Origin of the sequence: Actinomadura sp. WMMB 499 (genome assembly GCF_008824145.1) — a bacterium.
In the GTDB taxonomy this organism is placed as follows: Bacteria; Actinomycetota; Actinomycetes; order Streptosporangiales; family Streptosporangiaceae; genus Spirillospora.
On sequence record NZ_CP044407.1, the window covers coordinates 4331893 to 4352182 of the forward strand.

The window sequence follows — 20290 nt, forward strand, 5'->3', positions numbered from 1 at the left end:
CCGCCACTCCTCCACGCACCTGCACGAGCATCACCAAACCCGGCCACCCCCAGCTTCGCAGCTTGGCAAGTCAAATTTCACCACTCCACTGCAATCCGCTTCACAAGTAGCTCTACTCCGCGGTATGGTTTTACGATGTCTGAGCAGCAAGAAGGGCGATCTCCTGACCGTACGGCAGTGGAGCTGTTCGCCGGCGGCGGCGGCTTGGCCATGGCCGTTGGGCGGGCGGGTTTCAGACCGCTCCTCTACAGCGAGGTCGCCAACCGGGCATGCGAGACACTGGAGGCGAACGGCGCCAAGGAGCGGGGCCCGGAGGAGTGGATCCCGGAGCCGGGCGGGCCCATCCCCCTCGTCAAGAGCGATGTCCGCGAGCTCGACATGAAATACCTCAGCGGCAAAGTGGATGTACTGGCTGGCGGGCCGCCCTGTCAGCCGTTTAGCTTGGGGGGATCGCTAAGGGGGACGAGGACAAGCGAAACATGTTTCCGGAGATGTTCCGTGCCGTTCGGGAGACCCAGCCGAAGGCCGTCATCTGCGAGAACGTGGTCGGTCTCCGGCGCAAGTCTTTCGAGCCCTATTTCCAGTACATCCTGCGGGAGTTGGCTTACCCCTACCTGGAACGCGACCCGGAGAATACGTGGCAGGAACACAACGCGCTACTGCACGCCTACGACGCCGACTTGCGGGGTGGGCGAGCCTCCGACCCGTCCGGAGGTCACGAGCTCTATGATGTCGTCGCTACGACTGTCAACGCGGCGGACTACGGGGTCCCGCAGGTCAGAAACAGGGTGATCATCGTCGCCTTTCGACGAGACCTCGGCGTGGATATCCAGGCATTCAAGCGCAGTGTCAGACCCACCCACTCACACGCCGCCCTGGTCCACTCCATGCGGGAGGGCGACTACTGGGATCGCCATCAAGTCCCGGACCACGTTCGAGATCGGGTCATGACGGGGCTGGCGAAGCAGTCCGCCATCGATACCGAGGAGGCGTCACTTCTTCCGTGGCGCACATTCCGCGACGCCCTCGCCGGCCTGAACGGTGAACCGCCATTGCCGCCCGTCCCCTGGGCGCACCTGGACCGCCAGGAGCGCTATTTGGGCGGCGTGACGAATCACATCGGCTGGCCCGACGCGCGCATCTACAAAGGGCACACTCCAAACGAGATGGACCGCCCTGCGAAGACAGTGAAGGCGGGCGTTCACGGAGTGCCGGGTGGTGAGTCGGTAATGCTGACCGACGACCGCGTTCGCGATACCTCCGCTCCGGATGGATGGAGGTATAAACATCGGTACATGACCGTGCGAGAGACGGCGCGCGTAATGACATTCCCGGACAATTGGGTGCTGGAGGGCCCGCGAGGAGAGCGGATGCGCCAGCTTGGTAACGCCGTCCCAGTTCTATTGGGCGAAGTCTTCGCAAAGGCGGTGGCTACCGCCCTGGACAATGCGCGGAGCACGCGGTGACCTCCGGGAATGCGACTACGCGCCAGGGCCGCTGGAAAGAAAAGCAGCCACCTGAGCGGGCGTGGAAGGGCCGGCCCGGCAGGACGAGGGCCCAGGCTGCGGCCGAGCAGGATAGAGCCGCAGGCGGGCCTGACCGGCGCTGGGTGGACTTGGGCGGTGGGCGCCGAGCCCGCGCCTCCGTCGAGTTGAAGATGCAGACCAAGACCCGTCGGATCCGGGCCTATCTACGCTGGTCAGACAAGGGGGCTACGCGAAATCCCGTGTACCTCGGAGAGGTTGACTACGACACCCGTCGCAAGAATCTCGCCGAAGCTTGGCGTAGGGCCATCGAACGCGACCTCGTCCTGCCCCAGGAGGAAACGCCAGCGTCCTCCTGGGCGGCGAGCGGCTCAGTCCGCGCCTCCATGAGGGGCAACCGATCACGTGACACGACTCCAGAGAAGCTCCTGCGCAAGCGCCTGCATGAGCGGGGCGTGCGGTACCGCGTCTCCCACCGCCCGATGCCCGGTATGCGGCGAACCGCTGATGTTGCCTTCCTCGGCGCGAAGGTAGCCGTGTTCGTGGATGGATGCTTCTGGCATGGCTGCCCCGATCATTGCCGATGGCCGAGAACGAACGAGGAGTTCTGGCGAGACAAGATCAAGGGAAACCGCGCGAGGGATTTTGAGACGAACCGCCTGCTGAAACAGTCGGGATGGCTGCCAGTGCGGGTTTGGGAGCACGAGGATCCATCGGAGGCGGCCGACAAGATCATCACTGTTGTGAGGGCGCGGCAACTCCTCGCGGCTCCCAAAACGCGCACCTCGCAAATCAACCATTCCCAGGAACTTGGTGATGGCGACCACAGTGCGACGCCACAGGACGCGCCTGGCGGCCACGCTGTAGGCGAACAGGCGGCTGCCGCACCGGAGACCGGCCGCCAGTAGCCTGGCGGGGGAGTTCGAGCCGACTGTCTGATCGATGATTACCCCGGCATGATCTATGATCATGAAAACCAGTCATGCATGGGATCGCGGGCTGTGCATTGACACTGGTCGAGGCTGATCCTGCGGATCCCGAACCGTTGTCAGTGGGAGTCAGTAGAGTAAACGTATGCTGACGCGAGGTACCTCGGGGGGCGAGTCACGGGCGACTCGAAGCTCAGTCCCCGCCAGTCAAACCCACTTCACCAAGCATGACCCGGTACACGGCATCTGGGGGGCAGCAACGCATGTCTGAGGACCAGTACATCAACGTGATGCCGCACCCCCGCATCCTCGGTGTCCTGGGCGACATCGAGTTCGCGGCCTGGCAGTGCCTCGGCGAGCTCACGGACAACGCCTTCGACGTATTCCAGTCCTCACCCGAGACGGGCGGCGAGAAGCCTACCGTGAGCATTTCGCTGCCTACCGCGCAGGACTCCCGGTCTACGGCTGAGGTAGTTGTGCAGGACAACGGCCGAGGCATGAGTCTCGACGAGGTGCGTAAGGCGATCAGCGCAGGCTGGAGCGGGAACGGTCGGCACGGCGCGCTCGGCTTGTTTGGTATGGGATTCAACATCGCAACCGCTCGCCTCGGCCGCAAGACCGTCGTCCGCACGGGGCGTTCCGGCGACTCTTACTGGACCGAGGTTACGCTTGATCTTCCGCAGATCGAGGCGTCGGCCGCGTACCAAGCTCCGTACCGCCAGGTGCCCAAGGCGAACCCCTCTGAGCACGGGACCGTCATCACCATCAGCGGCCTCAAGGGAGAACAGTTCGAGGCGCTTCGTCGCCCAAACGCCCTCAAGGTGATCAGGGAAAAGCTGGGTGACGTATATAGCTACCTCCTCACCGAACGAGGCTTCCGGCTAACGATCAACGGCAAGAAGCTTCCCCCAGAAAGCCCTGTGTCTGGGATGAGAAACGCACCGTCAGCCGACGGGGCGTAGAGATCAACGCGGTCCAACACATAGACCAGCCCCTCTCGGACAAGAAGGCGTGCATGGCCTGCGGATACTGGAATCCGCTCGACGTTGATCACTGCCGTGAGTGCGACCAGGACCGGCTTGAGGTCCGCTCCCGCCGCATCTGGGGTTGGCTCGGCATCCAACGCTACGTACACCGCACGGACTACGGCATCGATTTCCTGCGCAACGGCCGTAAGATCCTCCTCAAGGACAAGCGGGTCTTCTACTGGACCGACGAAGACGGCCTCGGCGAGCCGGAACTCGAGTACCCAATCGACTCCAAAGCAGCGACAGGCCGCATTGTCGGTGAGATTCACTGCGATCACGTCACCCCGAACTACCAGAAGACAGCCTTCGAGTTCGAAACCGCCGAGTGGCACCAGGTGCTACGGGCCATCCGCGGGGAGAGCCCACTGCGCCCGGAGATCGCCAAGCGGCGCCAACTCCCGGAAAATGAAAGTCGGCTCGCAATTCTTTACTCGGGCTTCCGCCGACAGGATCCCGGCCTGAACTACTTGGTCCCCGGAAACGGTAAAGAAGCCATTCACGAGAAGACCGTACAGTGGGCGAAGCTGTTTCGGGACGAGCATCTCGACTACCAGAGCGACGAAATCTGGTACGAGGCGGCCTACAGCCACGATCACCCGCATCAAGACGAGCCGGGTTCCGACTCGGACAGCGGCACCGACGAGCTTCTACCCGGACTCGGGCCAGCGGTTTCGACTGGGGAGGACGACGAGGGCCAGGAAGTTCCCGGGCCTGAGGATGTCCCGTCGACCGGGGAGCCAGCGCCAGTAGAGACCTTTGAACAGCGGCTGCAACGTTACCGCAAAAGCGCAGACCAATTCCCTGACCTCGCTGGGGAGTACCTGATTCCCGAGATGGGTCGGATCGAACTGAGGGTCTGGGCAGTGCGGGACCAGCGACTCAACAATGCCAAGGGGCAGGAGACCCCGGCCTTCGCCATCATGCTGCGCTCCCCCCGGCTGGAGGTCTTCGTCGACTCAGATCACCAGCTCTACCGTGAGCACGGGGCGGACATGCGTGACATCGCGCTGCTGGAGGCAGCCGAGTACATGCGCGTCCGGCAGAACGACAGCTCCACACCGCTGTCACAGTTGCTGCTCCTGTTCAAAGAACGCTCCTCCAGCCCCCGCCTCACACCGACCGCGATGGCCGATGAGGCAGAGCAGCTGTTGGAGCGGATCCGCACCCTGATGGCCCCGGTAATCGCAGAGACACCTGCTGTTCACTGGCTGCAGCTACGAGCGGACGAGAGAGAGTCCGCCCAAGAGCGTTTCGCCTTGGAGTCTGAGCCCGGGCTCGACTGGAACGAGGCGGTCAACAACGGGGACTTCATCCGCTTCGTACCCGCCAGTGCAGTCCTGCGCGTCATCAGCGAATCTCCAGCGCTCTTTATGGACGGGAAGGTGTTCCGGCGCTCCTATGCTGCGCTGTCGGCCTCGGACGCCCGCGACTTGATGGTGGAGCGCCTGATGAACCCCCTAAGCGATCTGGCGCTTCTCGCGCAGCACCGGCCGAAGGTCACTCCAGAGGAGTTGGGCCGCATCCGTGTCAGCTGCCGCTTGATCGCCCGCGACCTCGCGGACGACAGTTGAGGATCGGAGAGGCAATGCAAAGCTTCCTGGATCCCGCCCCCCTTCTCGATGCCGGGCCCCTGCAGTTCCCTAGGCGTGTCGAGCGGCTCCTGTGGCATCTCGGCTTCACGGACGTCGCAGTTATCGACGGCTCCGGCGACGAGGGTGGCGACGTCCTCGCTCGTCGGCGTGGAGAGCTGTGGGTCTTCCAATGTAAGTGGAAGCGACGGGGGGTCGTCGGAGCTGACGCCGTGGAAGAGGTCGACAATGCACGTGACCACTACTGCGCGCATCAGGCGGTCGTCGTAACCAACAGCCGCTTCAGCCCGGACGCCCGTCGCCGCGTCGACGTTCTAGCGCGTATCCGTCCCAGCATCCATCTCTGGGAGGGTGGTCATCTCGCCCGCAGTTTCAAGGGGATCCCGCCTCGTTTCGGAACGGTGACGCCTCGCTCTTACCAGGCCGAAGCTCTCTGGTCCCTGGACAAAGACCTGGAGTCACACGGACGTGCTCTACTCGTCCTGGCCACGGGGCTCGGCAAGACCGTGGTCGGTGGCGAGGTCATCGATGCACACCTCCGCCGTCACCCTTCGGACCAAGTTCTCGTTGTCGCTCACGCCAAGGACCTTGTCCAGCAACTGGAGCGCGCCCTTTGGCGACACCTCCCCAAGGACATCCCGACCCGTCTCCTAACTGGGGACACTCGCCCGGACGACCTATCCGGAGTGACCTGCGCCACAGTTGGCTCCGCTCTACCAGCCGCACGCTTCGGCTACCGGCCAGCACTTGTCATGGTCGACGAGGCCCACCACGTCGGCGAGGACGGGCAGTACGACGAATTACTCGATGTACTTTCCATCGCAAGGCAGTTCGGAGTCACCGCCACACCCTGGCGAGGTGACTCCCACGACATCAGCCACCATTTCGGAGCAGCGAGCTTCACACTCGGCATCGAAGAGGGAATGCGTCGGGGTTACTTGGCACAAGTTGACTACCAGTTGTTCGTCGACAACGTCGACTGGGATGTTGTCAAAGCAGCTAGCGAGCACGAGTACGGTTTGGCGGACCTGAACGCTCGGCTATTCCTGCCACAACGGGACGAGTCCATCCAAGACGAACTGGCTGCCGCATGGGCGTCCACCGCCAATCCACGAGCTATCGTGTTCTGTCGCACAGTCGAACACGCCGAGCGGCTTGCCAAGCTACTACGCCGCACCCCCCTGTGGTCCGGCGCCTTGTCCCTGCACGCCGGCCTAGCCAAACGCGAGAGGCAGAGCCGCCTCCTAGCCTTCCGTAGCGGCGAGGTCCCTATCCTCACCTCGGTCGATATCCTCAACGAGGGGGTAGACGTACCAGACGTCAACATCCTCTGCTTCGCCCGAGTAACTCACTCCCGACGGATCTTCGTCCAACAGTTGGGCAGGGGGCTCCGGTTGCGAGAGGGCAAGGAGCGCGTAACCGTACTCGACTTCGTCAGCGATCTACGGCGGATCGCAGCAGCCCTCAACATGAAGCGAAGCCTGGAGGGTGGCGAGGTCGAAGTCCTAGACCAAGTTGCCCCATCACAGATTGAGTTCAACGACCAACGGGTTGCGACCCTCATGGAAGAGTGGATCAAGGACGCGGCCAGTCTCGAGACCGCGTACGACGAGCACCGCTTGCAGTTCCCGTCAGCCCTCGCTGCCTTGGAGTAGCCGCCTTGCCCCAACTCAACCTTCCCGAAGCTCTTCGCCATCGCATCCTTCTCACCATGTACCACACGGCCGACGAACTGGATTGGGAGTTCCTCAGCAATCCCGGGAAGACCGCCCAATACCGCCGATGGTTCGATGACCCAGAAATCGGCGGCGAACTCCGAAAGTTCGCTAGCGATCAGGATGTTCGGGTATGGATCAAGGACGTACCGATGAAGGAGTACGCCAGAGCTCAGGAGGGTATTGGAAATTTCGTCCCCTACGTTCGCCGCCGTTTTCGCGGGGCAGGCGAGATTGTCCAGTTCTTCTGCGAACCCGGGTGGTCAGTGGTCCCGGACTCGGTAGAGGGCAAACCTAACCACTGTCTTGCAACTGACGGCAACGCCAGGCGATACATCTGCTGGGGTAAAGCTGGGGTCTTGAATGTCCTCATCTGGGCGGCACTAAACAAGGCCATCGACTCACCCACCCGTCCCGGCATCCTGGTCACCACCAGGGATGGCGAGACGATCCCCCAGCACGCGCGCGAGCGTCATATTCGGCTGGCGAATCACTGCGGCGTGGACCTGTCCCACCTGCACCGCTCCATGATCGATAATCCGGATTTCATCACGAGACCGTAGGCTGCGGTTCTCCGGATCTTTCATAGGTGTCCAGCACCCGGCAACGACCCTGGAGAAGCCGACGCTCACCCCGTGTTGATTGGCAGTACGAGCGAGCGTCGGCGTGACCGTCCTTTTCGCTGACGACGAGGAACATCCGCAGCTTGTCATTCCCCCATCACACCGGACTCGCCCTCCGGTCTCATGCCAGGATCCGTGCGCTGGTCGAGCAGACCGTCGCCGCGCTCAAGTCCTGACGCGTCCTGCGCAGGGTCCGCTGCTCACCGGCCTGAACCACCGGCCTCGTCCCGGCGACCTCCTGTCTCCACCTGGCCAACGGTTACCTCCACGGGGGTGGTGAACCGTACCGCCTGACTTGGGCTCACGGGGCGGGGCGGATTCAACTGACATCGTGTTGACCTGTGAGGACTCTTCCAGGAGATCGCGCTTTCACGCACTAAGCGCGTCGCTCTAGCCTGACTTGGCTCACGGGGCGGGACGGAACCAACTGACATCGTGTTGACCTGTGACGACTCTTCCAGGAGATCGCGCTTTCACGCACTAAGCGCGTCGCTCTAGGGTCGGTGGATGGTGTCCATCCGGCGAGTTCGGACCGCTTCGGGCGCGACTGCGGTGCAGATCGCGGAGTACGCCGACGGCCGTCAGCGGATCGTCAAGCACGTTGGTTCGGCACATACCAAGACCGAGCTGGGGATGCTGCTGGAGCAGGCGCGCGGTCTGCTCGCCGACCCGCGGCAGGAGACCCTCGATCTCGGGATCGAGCCCCTGCCCAAGACCGAACCGCTCGTCGCGGCACCGACCGTCCAGGGCGAACTCGTGACCCGATCGGAGAACGCACAAGAGCACCGGGATCCACCCGGACGCGTGGTGGGCACCCACTCGGGGGTGCTGTTCGACGCCCTGGCATCGGTGTTCACGAGCCTGGGATTCGACACGCTCGACGACGCGGTCTTCCGGGACCTGGTCATCGCACGGATCACCGAGCCGACCTCGCTGCTCGACACCGGCCGGGTGCTGCACGATCTGGGCCGGACACCGGCCGGCTACGCAACGATGAAGCGGGCCCTGGGCCGGGTGAACAAGGCCGGCCACCGCGACCGGATCGCGGCCCTGTGCTTGAGCACGCCCACAGCTGCGGCGACATCAGCCTGGTGCTCTACGACGTCACGACCCTCTACTTCGAGGCCGAGAACGAGGACGACCTGCGCAAGGTCGGCTACTCCAAGGAACGCCGCGTCGATCCCCAGATCGTCGTCGGCCTGCTGGTCGACCGCCGCGGCTTCCCGCTCGAGATCGGCTGCTTCGAGGGCAACAAGGCCGAGACCGCCACGATCACCCCGATCGTCGAGCAGTTCCAGCGGCGTCACAATCTCGCCGACATCGTGATCGTGGCCGATGCGGGGATGCTGTCGGCGGCCAACCCGCGCGAGCTCGACGACGCGCACCTGCGGTTCATCGTCGGGTCCCGCCTCACCAAGGCGCCGGTGGATCTGGAGTCCCACTTGCGCTGGCACGGTGACGCCTTCGGCGACGGCCAGGTCATCGACACCATCACCCCCAAGAACAGCCGCGTCGTCGAGAACGACGTGCACCGCAGGGCCGAACCGGTCTGGGACCCCGACCGGCACCCCGGCTCGTGGCGGGCGGTGTGGGCCTACTCGGCCAAGCGGGCCGTCCGGGACAACAAGACCCTCACCCTGCAGGAGAACCGGGCCCGCGCCGTCATCGCCGGGGAGAAGGCCGCCCGCACACCACGGTTCGTCAAGACCACCGACCGGGGCCGCAGCCTGGACGAGGCATCCCTGGCCCGCGCCCGCCGGCTGGCCGGCCTCAAGGGCTATGTCACCAACATCGACGCCGCCACCATGGCCGCCGGTGAGGTCATCGCCAGTTACCACGACCTATGGCGCATCGAGCAGTCGTTCCGGATGTCCAAGACCGACCTGCGGGCACGGCCGATGTTCCACCACACCCGCGACGCCATCGAGGCCCACCTGACCATCGTGTTCACCACGCTCGCGGTCAGCCGCGAGGTCCAGGCACGCACCGGGCTGGCGATCCGCAACGTCGTCAAGCAACTCCGGCCACTGCGCTCGGCCACCATCGCCATCAACGGCACCCACCAGACCTTCGCACCCGCCATCCCCGACAAGCAGCAAGCCATCCTCGACGCGATCCACAACCCAGACCTCACGCACTAAGCGAATGAGCCAACTCAGGCGGGCGGCACTCGCACGGGCTGGCTCGCCTGGCCGCTCTGGAGACGGTACGCGGCTCGTTCGACGCCGCCCGCGCCTCGATCTCCACGCGCTGCGGGAACGTGGTCGGCAGCGAGCGCTCCTGCAGCTGGTGCGACGCGCGGCGGCCGACATCGACGCCTTCGACGCCTCGGTAAGGCCGGTGCCCAGGACCGCCGATGAACTGCTGGTCCTCAGCACTGACCAGAAGGGCGTGGTGATGCGGCTCGAGGCGTTGTGGCCAGCCACCGCCGAGGCGTCGCGCTGGCAAGGTTACGCCGCCGAAGCCACCTCCTCGGTACGATTCCTCCAGGAACGCTCGATCTGGGGATGGACGGTGAGGGAGAACATGGCCGACTTCAGCAGATGGTGCACTATGGGGACGCTCGTGTCCATTGGCGATCACCGTTCCGGCATGCTCGAGTCGTACGATGACGCCACCGGCGTCGCCACCGTCGTCGCCATTATCCCAGATGCATACGCCGAACCAGAGTCGCTCGCGCTGCTCGCCTCGCGACTTGGAAAGGAGGGTGTGGCAAAGTTCCTTCGTAACAAGCTCCCCACCAAGCCAAACGCTCGTTCTGGAGACATGGGTGAGATCCTTGCGACGGCCTACCTGCACGATGAGTGCGGGTACGTGGTTGGACCAAGCCGACTCATCCAGCGCGACCATCAGGAGTGGGCGATGAGAGGGGACGACGTGCTCGGGGCCAGCCTCGACTCCGATGGCAAGCCACGCATCACCAAGGCAGAGGCCAAGAGCCGCGTCTCATTGGGCGAGGAGACTGTCAAGGAAGCTCGCAAAGGTTTGGCACGCAATGACGAGTTGCCCTCGCCCCACTCGCTCACCCAATTTGCTGAACGGCTCCTACCCACGGCTGATAGTCGCGTCGGTGAAGCAGTGCTAACAATGCAGCTTTCGGACGGCGTCCGCCCTGATCGTGTTGGCCATCTGCTGTTTCTCTTCACAGCTAGCGATCCGAGCACGCACGTGGCAGCAGATCTCAAGGCCTACTCGGGTTCCGTGTCACAGTTGACGATCACGCTTCGAGTCAAGGGCCACCAGAAGTTCATCAAGGACGCCTACGATGGGGTGACAACTGGTGGCGCGTGAGGCTCGGGATTTGACAGAGAGCCTACTTGCGGCCACCGACGCCGACTTCCGCGGGCGGTTGCTGGCACGTGGGCAAGCCCAATCGATGATTCGACGCGGTGGTGTGTTGCCTCAGGACGCGCCCCAGTTCAGTCCCTTTCTGGACGCGGACCTGCTCAACTACGGCTACGCGATGCTCTCCACCAGTCTTGACCTGTTGGAGACCGCAGGTGAAAACACGGCCGGGCGGATCGCACTAGCACAGCAAGGGTTCATTCAGAGCTCCTATGCCCTTGAGGCTGCCACTCGGAACGCGACGCCTGCAGCAGATCTTGGCTTTCACGGACTCGTCGCTGGTGCGGCCAGCCATCTCGGTGGCTACGCAGCACGGGCGTTCTCACTGATACAGGCGAGCCAGCGGTTGGGGCAACTCACTCCGATGGAGCAGACACTGGCGGACCTTGCGATGCGCGACTTGAACTCCGTTGAGCGGCGAACCCAATCCCTGCGCTCATCGCCCCAACTCTCAGAACAGAATCTGTTGGCGGCCTTGACCGCAGAGCATGAGAGACCGCCCGAGCACACATCGCCAGAGCAGGTTGGCCCCATTGTCCTTCTCCTAAGCGAGAACTACCTCTCGGCGGTCTCGGCCGCCCTATATGCGATCGAGATCGGCAGCCGGGAACTCCTTGCGATTGCTGCTGGGGAACTGCGGCTTGGCGAGCAGGCCTCCTCGGACGTGAGCGCCCCTGGACCGTGGTGGGTCTACCGGCTCACTCGACGTTTGCTGGGGGACCTGTTCGACACGAGCCTTGAGATTAAAATTCCCAGCGAACCACCGCCGGGAGCTGGTGATCGCGTCGAACTGTGGCGCGACCTCCGGCGCACCTTCGTAGAGTCGCTCCTGGCACGGAAGCGTTCCGAGATAGACCTGTGGCCCTCCCAACTCCACGTCGTCGACCGGATCTTCCGGAACTCAAAGGATCTTGTCGTGGCGCTGCCGACTAGCGCCGGCAAGACCCGCATCGCCGAGCTGTCGATCTTGGCGTGTCTCGCAAAACAGCAACGTACAGTCTACGTCACCCCGCTGCGAGCCCTGTCCGCCCAGACCGAGCAACTCCTAGCTCGAACCTTCTCGCCGCTGGGCATCCGCGTCTCATCTCTCTACGGCAGCATGGGAACCAGCGATGTTGACGAGGACACCTTGCGCTCCAGCGAGATTGTCGTGGCTACCCCGGAAAAGCTCGACTTCGCGCTTCGTTCCGACCCGTCTGTACTAGACGACGTTGGCCTACTCGTACTGGACGAGGGCCACATGATCGGAGCCTCTGAGCGCGAGGTTCGCTACGAAGCGCAGATTCAGCGGCTGCTACAACGCTCAGACGCCTCGACGCGCCGCATCCTCTGTCTCTCGGCTGTGTTTCCCTCCGGGAACGAACTTGACGACTTCGTCGCATGGATCACCGATGACGAGCCGGACAGCCTACATCGCGAGGCATGGCGCCCGACGCAGCAACGCTTCGGCCTTGTCGAATGGCGCGACGACCACGCACGGCTTACCATAACTCTCGGGCCTGACCAGCCGTTCATTCCCCGCTACTTCGAGGCAAGAGACCCGACCGGCCGACGAAGGAAGACGTTCCCGGCGAACCAGCGTGAACTCGTCATCGCCACGGGGTGGCGGTTGGTCGAAGAGGGTCAAACTGTCCTTGTCTTCTGCCCCCAGCGGAACTCCGTGGAGCCGTACGCTCGCGCGATCATTAAGCTCTATGACCAAGGGCTCATTTCCTCCGTGCTGCCACCCGACGTTTACTTGAACGACGCACTCACTGTAGGTGCTGAGTGGTTCGGCGCCGACCATCCCATCCTTAGGTGCCTACAGCTTGGCGTAGCCATCCATCACGGAGCGCTACCAGGTCCCTTCCGGCGTGAGATCGAGCGACTTCTGCAGCAGGGCAGTCTGAGGGTCACTGTTGCCTCACCGACCCTCGCCCAAGGGCTGAACCTATCCGCATCGGCGGTGCTCTTCCACGGGCTCCGACGCGGTAGGGAACTACTCAAAAGCTCCGAGTTCGCAAACGTAATCGGGCGCGCTGGCCGCGCGTTCGTCGACACCGAAGGGCTTGTCCTACACCCCATCTTCCAGCCTAATAATGCACGCAGGCGAGAATGGTTAGAACTCACGCAAGGAGATGGCGGGAAAGCTTTGCGGTCAGGACTCATCGAAGTCGGCATCGCCCTCCTTCGGAGGATGACCGCATCACTTGGGTTCGAAAGTATTGAATCCTTCCTCGATTACCTCACCGGCGGCCCGGCGTGGTCCCTGCCCATCGTGTCTCATGAACCCGAAGACGAGCGTGCCGCCGCTGCCGCCAATTGGCAATCGAACCTCGCACTACTCGATATCGGGATCCTGAGTACCGTCGGAGACGGCAACCAGGAAATCGACGCTGACGCCGCCACACAGATCGTTGCCAACGCTCTGATCGACTCACTCTGGGAACGTCAACTCCGCCGCTCCGACGAGCAGACAGCGGCCGCCGTCCGTGAGCTGGTATCCAGCCGGACCAGGCATCTGTGGAGCACATTTACGTCCTCCCAACGTCGCGGCTGGTTCCTCGCCGGGCTAGGGGCAGACGCCGGGTCTGAACTCTCCAGCGTTTCTGAAAACATCATCGCACTAGCGAACCAGGCTGAATCCGCCATCCTGGATCAAAACTACGAGACCGCAGCTGACCGACTCGCGGCGATCGCCGACACCATGTTCGCGGTCGAGGTCTTCGCTCCTGAGACGGCGCTCGACAACTGGAATGACGTCTTGCGGCACTGGGTTCATGGTCGGCCCCTGGGTGACCTCTCCGGCAACCACGCAGCCATAGCACAGTTTATCGAGGCCGACGTGATCTACCGGCTGGTCTGGGGAATGGAGGCGGCCAGGGTCTATGAGGCCGCTCAAGGCAATTCCGACGCCACCGTGCTCTCTGGCACGGCAGTGACCGCCATCGAAACGGGGACCTTCAACCGGGCAGCCTCGATCCTCATCCGCTCTGGCTTCGACCATCGCCGCGCAGCCATATTGGCAGTTACGAGCACCGGTGCGACATTCGAATCCGCAGCCGACATGCGCCAGTGGATCCGCGATCTCGACCCGGAACTAGCGGTCAACCCAGCCTGGCCGACACCCGAATCTCGATCGGCCTGGACGACGTTCGCATACCGCGCACGGACACCGCGCTCACGGCAATGGAGCCATCGGACCGAGGACCTGCAGGATGTCACCTGGTACGACGCCATACCGGCACCGGATACATGGCTACGCGTGACCGACGGCGAACAAGGCAAGATCAAGGTTTGGTCCACTGGCTTCGACCCGCTTGGAGAAGCACCCATCAACCTCAATCCCGAGCGCCAGGGAGTATTGCGTGCCCGACGACTCCGCACCGGCACCGGGGTCCAGTTGCGCTATCGCGGGCCAGGCGACCTGTTCCCGAAGGCGCCGAAGCACTGATACGTGAATTACCCCCTCGAAGGACAGTTGGGCGCCAGGGCCAGGTCAGAAGCCAGGGCTTGGCAAGGCAGTTGCGGCCAACTCCTCGGTCAGCGTCTTACAACGATCTTCCGCTCATGCCACTTGTGGGGAGGCCTGGTGCTGTTCCGGATGCGGGCACAACACTCCACTGCCTCTTAGCGGCCGACCCGGTCAGCGAGCCGCCCTCCTCCCTCTGCTGGCAGTCGACACTCGGCCGAACCGGCCACAGTGATACAAGATTTAGTTGGCGACAGCACTCACCTCGGCGATTACGGTGAGTACTCATATGATGAGTGGGTGCTTTGGGACGCCTCCGACGGCTGGTGAGCACGAGGTGAGCACGAACTGTAAGGGACCACAGTGGATGAGGGCGCATCATGTGGATGTCAACCTGCGGAAACGGGAATTTGTTGGTACGGCAAATTATCCCATAGCACGCTCCGAATGGAGCTGCACCACGCGCGACAACCGGATGCGGATCGCCAAGAAGTACTTCACTCACGCCCGCACCGGTGGTGTGGTGTCGCTGGTGCTCTACGACATGACGACGCTGTACTTTGAAGCCGACAACGAGGACGCGCTGCGGCGGGCCAACTACTCCAAAGAATGGCGGGTCAATCCGCAGACCGTGGTCGGCCTGCTGGTCGACCGGCAAAGGTTGCCGCTGGAGATCGGCTGTTTCGAGGGCAACCACGCCGAGACCCGCACCATCACCTCAGCGTCAAGCAGTTCTAGTCTAGGACCGGCACGGCCTGGCCGACGTGGTCGTGGTCGCCGATGCCGGGATGCTGTCAGGGACCAACCTGACCGCCCTCAACGACGCAGAGCTGCGGCTCATCGTCGGGTCCCGCACCGTGAAGTCCCCCGGCGACCTGGCCGCGCGATGACACACTGAAGTTGTGCAACTCAAGTCCGAGGCGCCGGGTTCGACAACATCTTCGCCGCTCGCGCTTTGCATCAATAACCAACACAATGGCAGGCCGTCCAGAATTACCCTACTCGCACCGTCCATCGCACGAGAAGCATATTTAGTCTAAATTTTGCCCCGCGGCTGGACCCGGACGAGGAGAGAACAAGTTGCCGGGTGGAGTAGGGGCTGCCGGGTCGGCGATTCCTTTCAGTTGCGTTCTGAGATCGTCGACCCAAATGTCGATCCGGTTTTGCGGCGCGCGCAACCGTTTTTGAACGGCAGGCTTCAACGCGGAGAGGAAAGGGCGCATGCCATCGTGTGACATGCCCTCGCGGAAGACCATGGCGACGGTGCCCAGCCGCGCCTCCGCGACGACGCTCCAGTAGTCGTCGTCGCTAGCCGGGCTGCTCAGCAGACCGCTGCGGACTCCCGCGACAAACGCCATGGCCACCTGCTCGGCCTGCCCCCACGAGCGGCCGCCCGTCCGCAAGAATTTTGGGAATGCGTCGTCGAGGACTTGCCGTGTCCAGTCCGATTCCGGCAGCCACGTTGCGGCCCAGCAGAGGTCCGCGCCGTGCGCAGAGTTGACCGGCAGGTGCGGGACTGTTGCAGGAGGCTCCCGCCCTGAGTCTCGCAGTGCCTGCGCCGCCCAGCCGATGGATCTCCAGTGGGCCTCGGGGTCGATGACGAGATGCCGGTGCAGGGCGGCATCCAGCATGCGGACCAATGCCTCGCCGTGCACGTCTACTCTCCCCGGGCGTAGTGTCCGCAGCTTGCGCAGCAACTGCGAACCTCGGACGAGCCCGAGGCTCTCCTGAAGTTGGTCGGGGTCGAACTCCGCCAAGGCGTCGATGATCTGCTCGACGAGATCCGACCGGTCAGCCAGAGAGAGGACCTGCAGCAAACCGGGCACCTCAGATAGGTCCCGTGTCGCGCCTAGCCGAACCCTACCGACGATCCTGCCGCCGTCGATGCTCGCCGCCAGGCGTTGCCCCCAGCCCGGGTTCCACAGGAAGCTGAGCTTCAGTAGTTCTGACACAGCGCGAGGGCTTGCCAGGAGCGTTGTCACCTTTAGCCACCTCTCGGTGACCAAGGAATTCATCCAATGGTAATCGTCTCGCTCCGGAACGACTCCGAGCCCCACGAGAATCCGGCCAATCCGGCCTTGCGTCACCGGATCCTGCTCGTACTGGAACTCCTTGGTGAACATGTACCAGAACCGGCTGGCCCGAAGATTCTCGAGGAGGTCGCGGCCGGTACCGGGGCTGATCGTCTCCGCGCTCTTAAGTAGTTCGATGAGCTCCACAGGATCCAGCGCGGACCGCGCCACGAAGTCCGACAGTGAGGTGAACTCCTGCTCCCCGCCATTCTCGCCGAGCGTCTTCAACGCATCTGACGCCGTCAGCGGATCGAGCTTGTACAGGATGTTGAGGGTTTGGCTCAGTTCGCTGACGTTCCTGCACTTGCCGAGTTCGGTCCCCCAGTCCCAGGCGGAGCGTCCACTCGCGGAGACCGCAGCCTTGAACTCCCTCAGCAGTACCGTGTTCGCCGACATCTCGCCAGCCAGCCGGAGTGTAACTGCGGCGACCTGCAACTGCTTGGCGGCGGCGGGTGCTCCGTCGGGCGCGAACGACAGGAGCAGCCGGTCCAGGTGGCGTAGCCGCGCACGGTAACGCCGGGGAACATCAGGGTGGATGGCGCGTCCGAGTCGGTGCAGGTGGACCGCAGCGTCGTCGCGCAACCCGCGCTGGGCCATACGGGACGCGAGCAGTTCAGGATCGATCGCGGTAGCGAGCTTCTGCAGGAACTCCTCGCCGAAGTAGTCGTCGGCCGCGAGCAGCAGGGCAAGCTGGGCTGCAAACGGGCGGTTCGCTCGGTACTGGGACTTGATCGTGCCGACGATGAGGTCGAACGCCCGATCCTCGACCCGTTTGCGGTAGGTCGCCCCCGCGTCCCACAGCCCACGCAACAGGTGGTAGAGGACCGAGGCGCGGATCTCGTTGTTCACCTGCTGCAGTGCGAAATCCTCACCCAGGTGATGCGCCAGTCTGCCCGCGAAGGTCAGCCGACCGGAGCAGTACAGCGCATCGGCCCGGTGCGTCCTACTCAGCAGCAGCCCGGCGCCTTTGCCGTCCCGGGTCTTCCTGATGCGGAGGGCCAAATGGTGCGCGAGATCCTCGCTCGGGAGGAGCGTTCCCAGATCCCGGTCCTCCTCGTATAGCAGGGCCCGAATCGTCGCGCTGTGGATGCCTGCGATCGTCGATATCAGCTGTGCGGCGTCGGCGGCAGTCGCCTTGCGCAGCACCTCACGGAGCCGGCGGCCGAGGCGCAGCTGGTTGAGCATCATCGTGCAGAATCCCCGGTGCACCGTGGCAAGGTCGCCGAGGACACGGGCGATCTCGGACGCGGTGGCCCGCACGAAGGCGCTGCGCAGCCTGACCTCGTATTCGCTGATGACCTGCGTCCAGTCCGTGCGGTCGTCAAAATGCAGCCGAAGTGAGAGCCACGCGACGATCACATCGACCTTAGCGTTACCGGCCGGTTTGGCCTCCAGGAGGTCCTGGAGAACGGGGGACGTCTCAAGCGGCCGACGGCCGAGCGGTAGGTCCGCGTCCCGATGGCATCGGGCCAGCAGCGTGTCCAGTCTGCGAACATTGACCAGGTCGGAGGCTGAGGTGGAAATCGCCCCCTGAACCAAGACGTCGGCCAGCTCGATTATCAGCTCGGCGACTCGCCGACTATAGAGCCGGTGCAGCCGCCGGGCCAGCAAGTAGCGGTCGAGCAACGTGGCCGGACGAGTCAGCACCGCCCGCAGGCCGCTCTCCGGCTCCTGCAGCCAGACGACGAAGCGGTCGAGCTCCTCCGTCCCATCGAGCTGGTAATGATAACGGGAGACCATGCGCAGCACGGCCCCGAGCTGCCGAGCGTCCACCTCAGGGGCCCTGGGAACATGCTCGAGCAGCATGCGGAGCAGGGACGCCACCCCCGCCGGCTCCATATGCTGTTCACACACCGCGAGCAGGTGCGCGGCGTTCGGGGGCGAGGCTGACGCAACCCAGGCGACGATCGTCCTCTCGACCTCAGGTTTCCGCAACAACGCCTCGAGGGTCGCCTGGTCGAACGCGCGGCTCGCGCGCAGCAGCCTCCGGGCGTGGACGAACTGGTTCGCCGACAGCAGTCGAACCAGGTGCCGCGCAATGAAGGGGATCGCCTCCGCCGCCGGGACCTCCTCCTCGTCGGGGGCCTGGGTACCAGCCGTCAGCTCTCGCAGGAGAAGCCTGGCGTACTCGCGACTGCGAAACCGGACTTCCTCGTCCTTCTGCTCGGCGCCGAGCTCCGCCAGTGCTTCCAGCACCTGCTCCGGCAGGTATTCGCCGGGCACGGAGTCGCCCACCAGAGATACGGCCACGACCGTGCGCAGTTCCTCGACGTGCTCGTCGCCCACCCGGGCGGTCCGCCGCCGGATAAAGCTCGCCAGGATGTCGCCGACTTTGACGGCAGGTCCGGGTCGGCTGTCGGCCTCGCGCATGAGCCGCACGAGCATCCATAGGTCCTTGTGGGAGGCTTCGACCAGGTCCGGCAGCAGGCTAGTGGCCCCTCCGTAGATGTCCGGATACTCATCGACCAGGCTTGCGACGAAGTCCGTGACCTGCTCGCGGCTGACGATGGCAGGCAGCGGGGTGACCGTCTCGGACTCCCAGTCGCCGCCGGACCCGGCGCCGTATCGGGCGATGGCCAGGACACTCACCTCGAGGTGGTTCGTCAGCTCGGTCATCACGTCGCCGATGTTGCGTCCGCCCAGCGGACGCAGATCCTCGATCACCACGAGAGTCTGCTCGCCCGAAGCGATTCCGGTCAGCCGGAACGCTGCCTCCACAATGGCGATCAGGTCGTCCGCGCGGGGCAGGACACGTTCGTTCGAGGCTAGCGTCAGCGTCCGCCATCGCAGGCCTTCGAGGTGCTCCGCGACCTGTCGGGCGATGACGCTCTTCCCGCTGTTGGGCGGACCTCCCAGGATCATCGCGAGCTTCGGCTGCCGGATGTACTGCCCCTGCAGCATTTCGGCGCGGTCCGACCTGATGAGCGGCAGACCAGGCGCCGCCGTCCCCCAGTCGCCGCCGGGCACGGGGGTCAGCGCCGACGATGATGTGTACAGGATGCTCCAACCGTACGCGTGGAGCGCCTCCTCGTCCCAGCGTCTCCGGGCGGCTTCCCAGTCCCCACCCCACAGCACCCGAGCGGCACCGCTCAGCGTGCCGTCGGACTCCTCCGCGGCATCCAGCCTCCAGCCGCCCGCCGCAGGCCGCAGGACGCGCAGGCCAGCCGCCTTCGCGGCGGCCAACGCGGCCTTTTCGTTGCGCGGGGCGATCCACTCCCCGTCGACCGTGATAGCCGCGAGCGGCAGCACCCCCATCTTTGCTGGACTCGGCAGGCCGGCTTCGCTCGCCAAATAGGTGAGTGCGATGGCCGCGGACGTAGTCGACTCGCACACCGCGGACGGCCGCTGGACGGCGATCGGCGGAGTGATGTCGGCCCTGATGCGCGATGGTTGTGGACGTCCCAACGACGAAATTAGGCTGCGGGCGGCCTCCAGCGCCCCGTCCGTCTCCCTCAGGTACCCCGCCGTGAGCGGGGACCATGACCGCGAGCCGAAGACGCCGTCGGGGGGCTCCGCCGCCGTGCTGTTCACCGGCACGGGCGTGGCGCCGAACTCGGCGGCGACAGTGGCGATCACGGACCAGTCACCGACCGGCTCGAGCAGGACATGGACGTCACTGTCGCCCGCGGACCCGATCGGCAGGGTGGCGCGGCCTGCATCCGTGAGCCAGGCAGAATCGCAGAGTTCTTCACCACGTCGATGGACGTCGTACAAAATTTCGGTGAGCCCGGCGTCCTCCAGCGCAGCGATCTCCGTTTCGAGTCCCATCCCGCCGGGCTGGAGATGCTCCGCGAGCAGAGCGCCGAGGCCGATGGGGTCTCCGGTGGCCCCATCGCACCGGATGGGCTCGGCAGGTATCGCACAGCCGGTTTCGAGTGCGCCAACCCGCCCCGCCAAGTAGCGCACCAGTTCCAGAATTCGTCTGCGGCCTGGCCCCCCCGGCGTGGCAGTGAGCACGGCCAAGGCGTGCAGGGCGAGAGTAATCTCGTACGCGACCCCGCTGGCATCCGTACGTTGCAAGTCCGAGTCAAGAATCAACACTGACTCCTTCCAA

The 20290-nt window shown here is 64.2% G+C and carries 8 protein-coding genes and 3 pseudogenes; 10 read left to right on the forward strand and 1 reads right to left on the reverse strand.

Annotated features, from left to right (window positions below):
• Positions 1-210 precede the first annotated feature (210 nt).
• The 10 genes and pseudogenes from F7P10_RS44480 to F7P10_RS42460 form a co-directional block, all read left to right on the forward strand.
• Positions 211-1466 (forward strand): annotated as a pseudogene (locus tag F7P10_RS44480) (DNA cytosine methyltransferase).
• Between the two features lie 191 nt (positions 1467-1657).
• Positions 1658-2392: a very short patch repair endonuclease gene (locus F7P10_RS45465; RefSeq protein WP_368077477.1), complete on the forward strand. Its 735-nt coding sequence runs from the start codon at positions 1658-1660 to the stop codon at positions 2390-2392.
• A 284-nt stretch (positions 2393-2676) separates the two neighbouring features.
• Complete coding sequence (locus F7P10_RS43385) at positions 2677-3375, forward strand: ATP-binding protein (RefSeq protein WP_218040574.1); 699 nt, start codon at positions 2677-2679, stop codon at positions 3373-3375.
• Between the two features lie 53 nt (positions 3376-3428).
• Complete coding sequence (locus F7P10_RS19075) at positions 3429-5012, forward strand: hypothetical protein (protein ID WP_218040575.1); 1584 nt, start codon at positions 3429-3431, stop codon at positions 5010-5012.
• A gap of 14 nt (positions 5013-5026) precedes the next feature.
• Positions 5027-6685, forward strand: a complete 1659-nt coding sequence (locus F7P10_RS19080) for a DEAD/DEAH box helicase (RefSeq protein ID WP_151010648.1) — start codon at positions 5027-5029, stop codon at positions 6683-6685.
• A gap of 56 nt (positions 6686-6741) precedes the next feature.
• Complete coding sequence (locus tag F7P10_RS19085; protein ID WP_151010650.1) at positions 6742-7308, forward strand: hypothetical protein; 567 nt, start codon at positions 6742-6744, stop codon at positions 7306-7308.
• A gap of 567 nt (positions 7309-7875) precedes the next feature.
• A pseudogene (locus F7P10_RS19090) lies at positions 7876-9509 on the forward strand (IS1634 family transposase).
• Between the two features lie 148 nt (positions 9510-9657).
• On the forward strand, positions 9658-10659 hold the full coding sequence (locus F7P10_RS19095) for a Hachiman antiphage defense system protein HamA (RefSeq protein WP_176611552.1): 1002 nt from the start codon (positions 9658-9660) through the stop codon (positions 10657-10659).
• Positions 10649-14146 (forward strand): DEAD/DEAH box helicase, encoded by a 3498-nt coding sequence (locus F7P10_RS19100; RefSeq protein WP_151010655.1) that lies wholly within the window; start codon positions 10649-10651, stop codon positions 14144-14146. The genes F7P10_RS19095 and F7P10_RS19100 overlap by 11 nt, the downstream gene beginning before the upstream one ends.
• Before the next feature lie 481 nt (positions 14147-14627).
• A pseudogene (locus F7P10_RS42460) lies at positions 14628-15048 on the forward strand (IS1634 family transposase); the annotation flags it as partial.
• 147 nt (positions 15049-15195) lie between these two features.
• On the opposite strand, the gene F7P10_RS19105 reads toward F7P10_RS42460, so the two are convergent.
• Positions 15196-20274, reverse strand: coding sequence for a hypothetical protein (locus F7P10_RS19105; RefSeq protein ID WP_151010657.1), 5079 nt, complete (start codon positions 20272-20274; stop codon positions 15196-15198).
• Between the last annotated feature and the right edge of the window lie 16 nt (positions 20275-20290).

Excerpts from the sequence above, each read along its gene's own strand:
- F7P10_RS19085 (WP_151010650.1), top strand. The coding sequence starts at position 6,742 with ATGTACCACACGGCCGACGAACTGGATTGGGAGTTCCTCAGCAATCCC.
- F7P10_RS19075 (WP_218040575.1), top strand. The coding sequence starts at position 3,429 with ATGGCCTGCGGATACTGGAATCCGCTCGACGTTGATCACTGCCGTGAG.
- F7P10_RS45465 (WP_368077477.1), top strand. The coding sequence starts at position 1,658 with ATGCAGACCAAGACCCGTCGGATCCGGGCCTATCTACGCTGGTCAGAC.
- F7P10_RS43385 (WP_218040574.1), top strand. The coding sequence starts at position 2,677 with ATGTCTGAGGACCAGTACATCAACGTGATGCCGCACCCCCGCATCCTC.
- F7P10_RS19080 (WP_151010648.1), top strand. The coding sequence starts at position 5,027 with ATGCAAAGCTTCCTGGATCCCGCCCCCCTTCTCGATGCCGGGCCCCTG.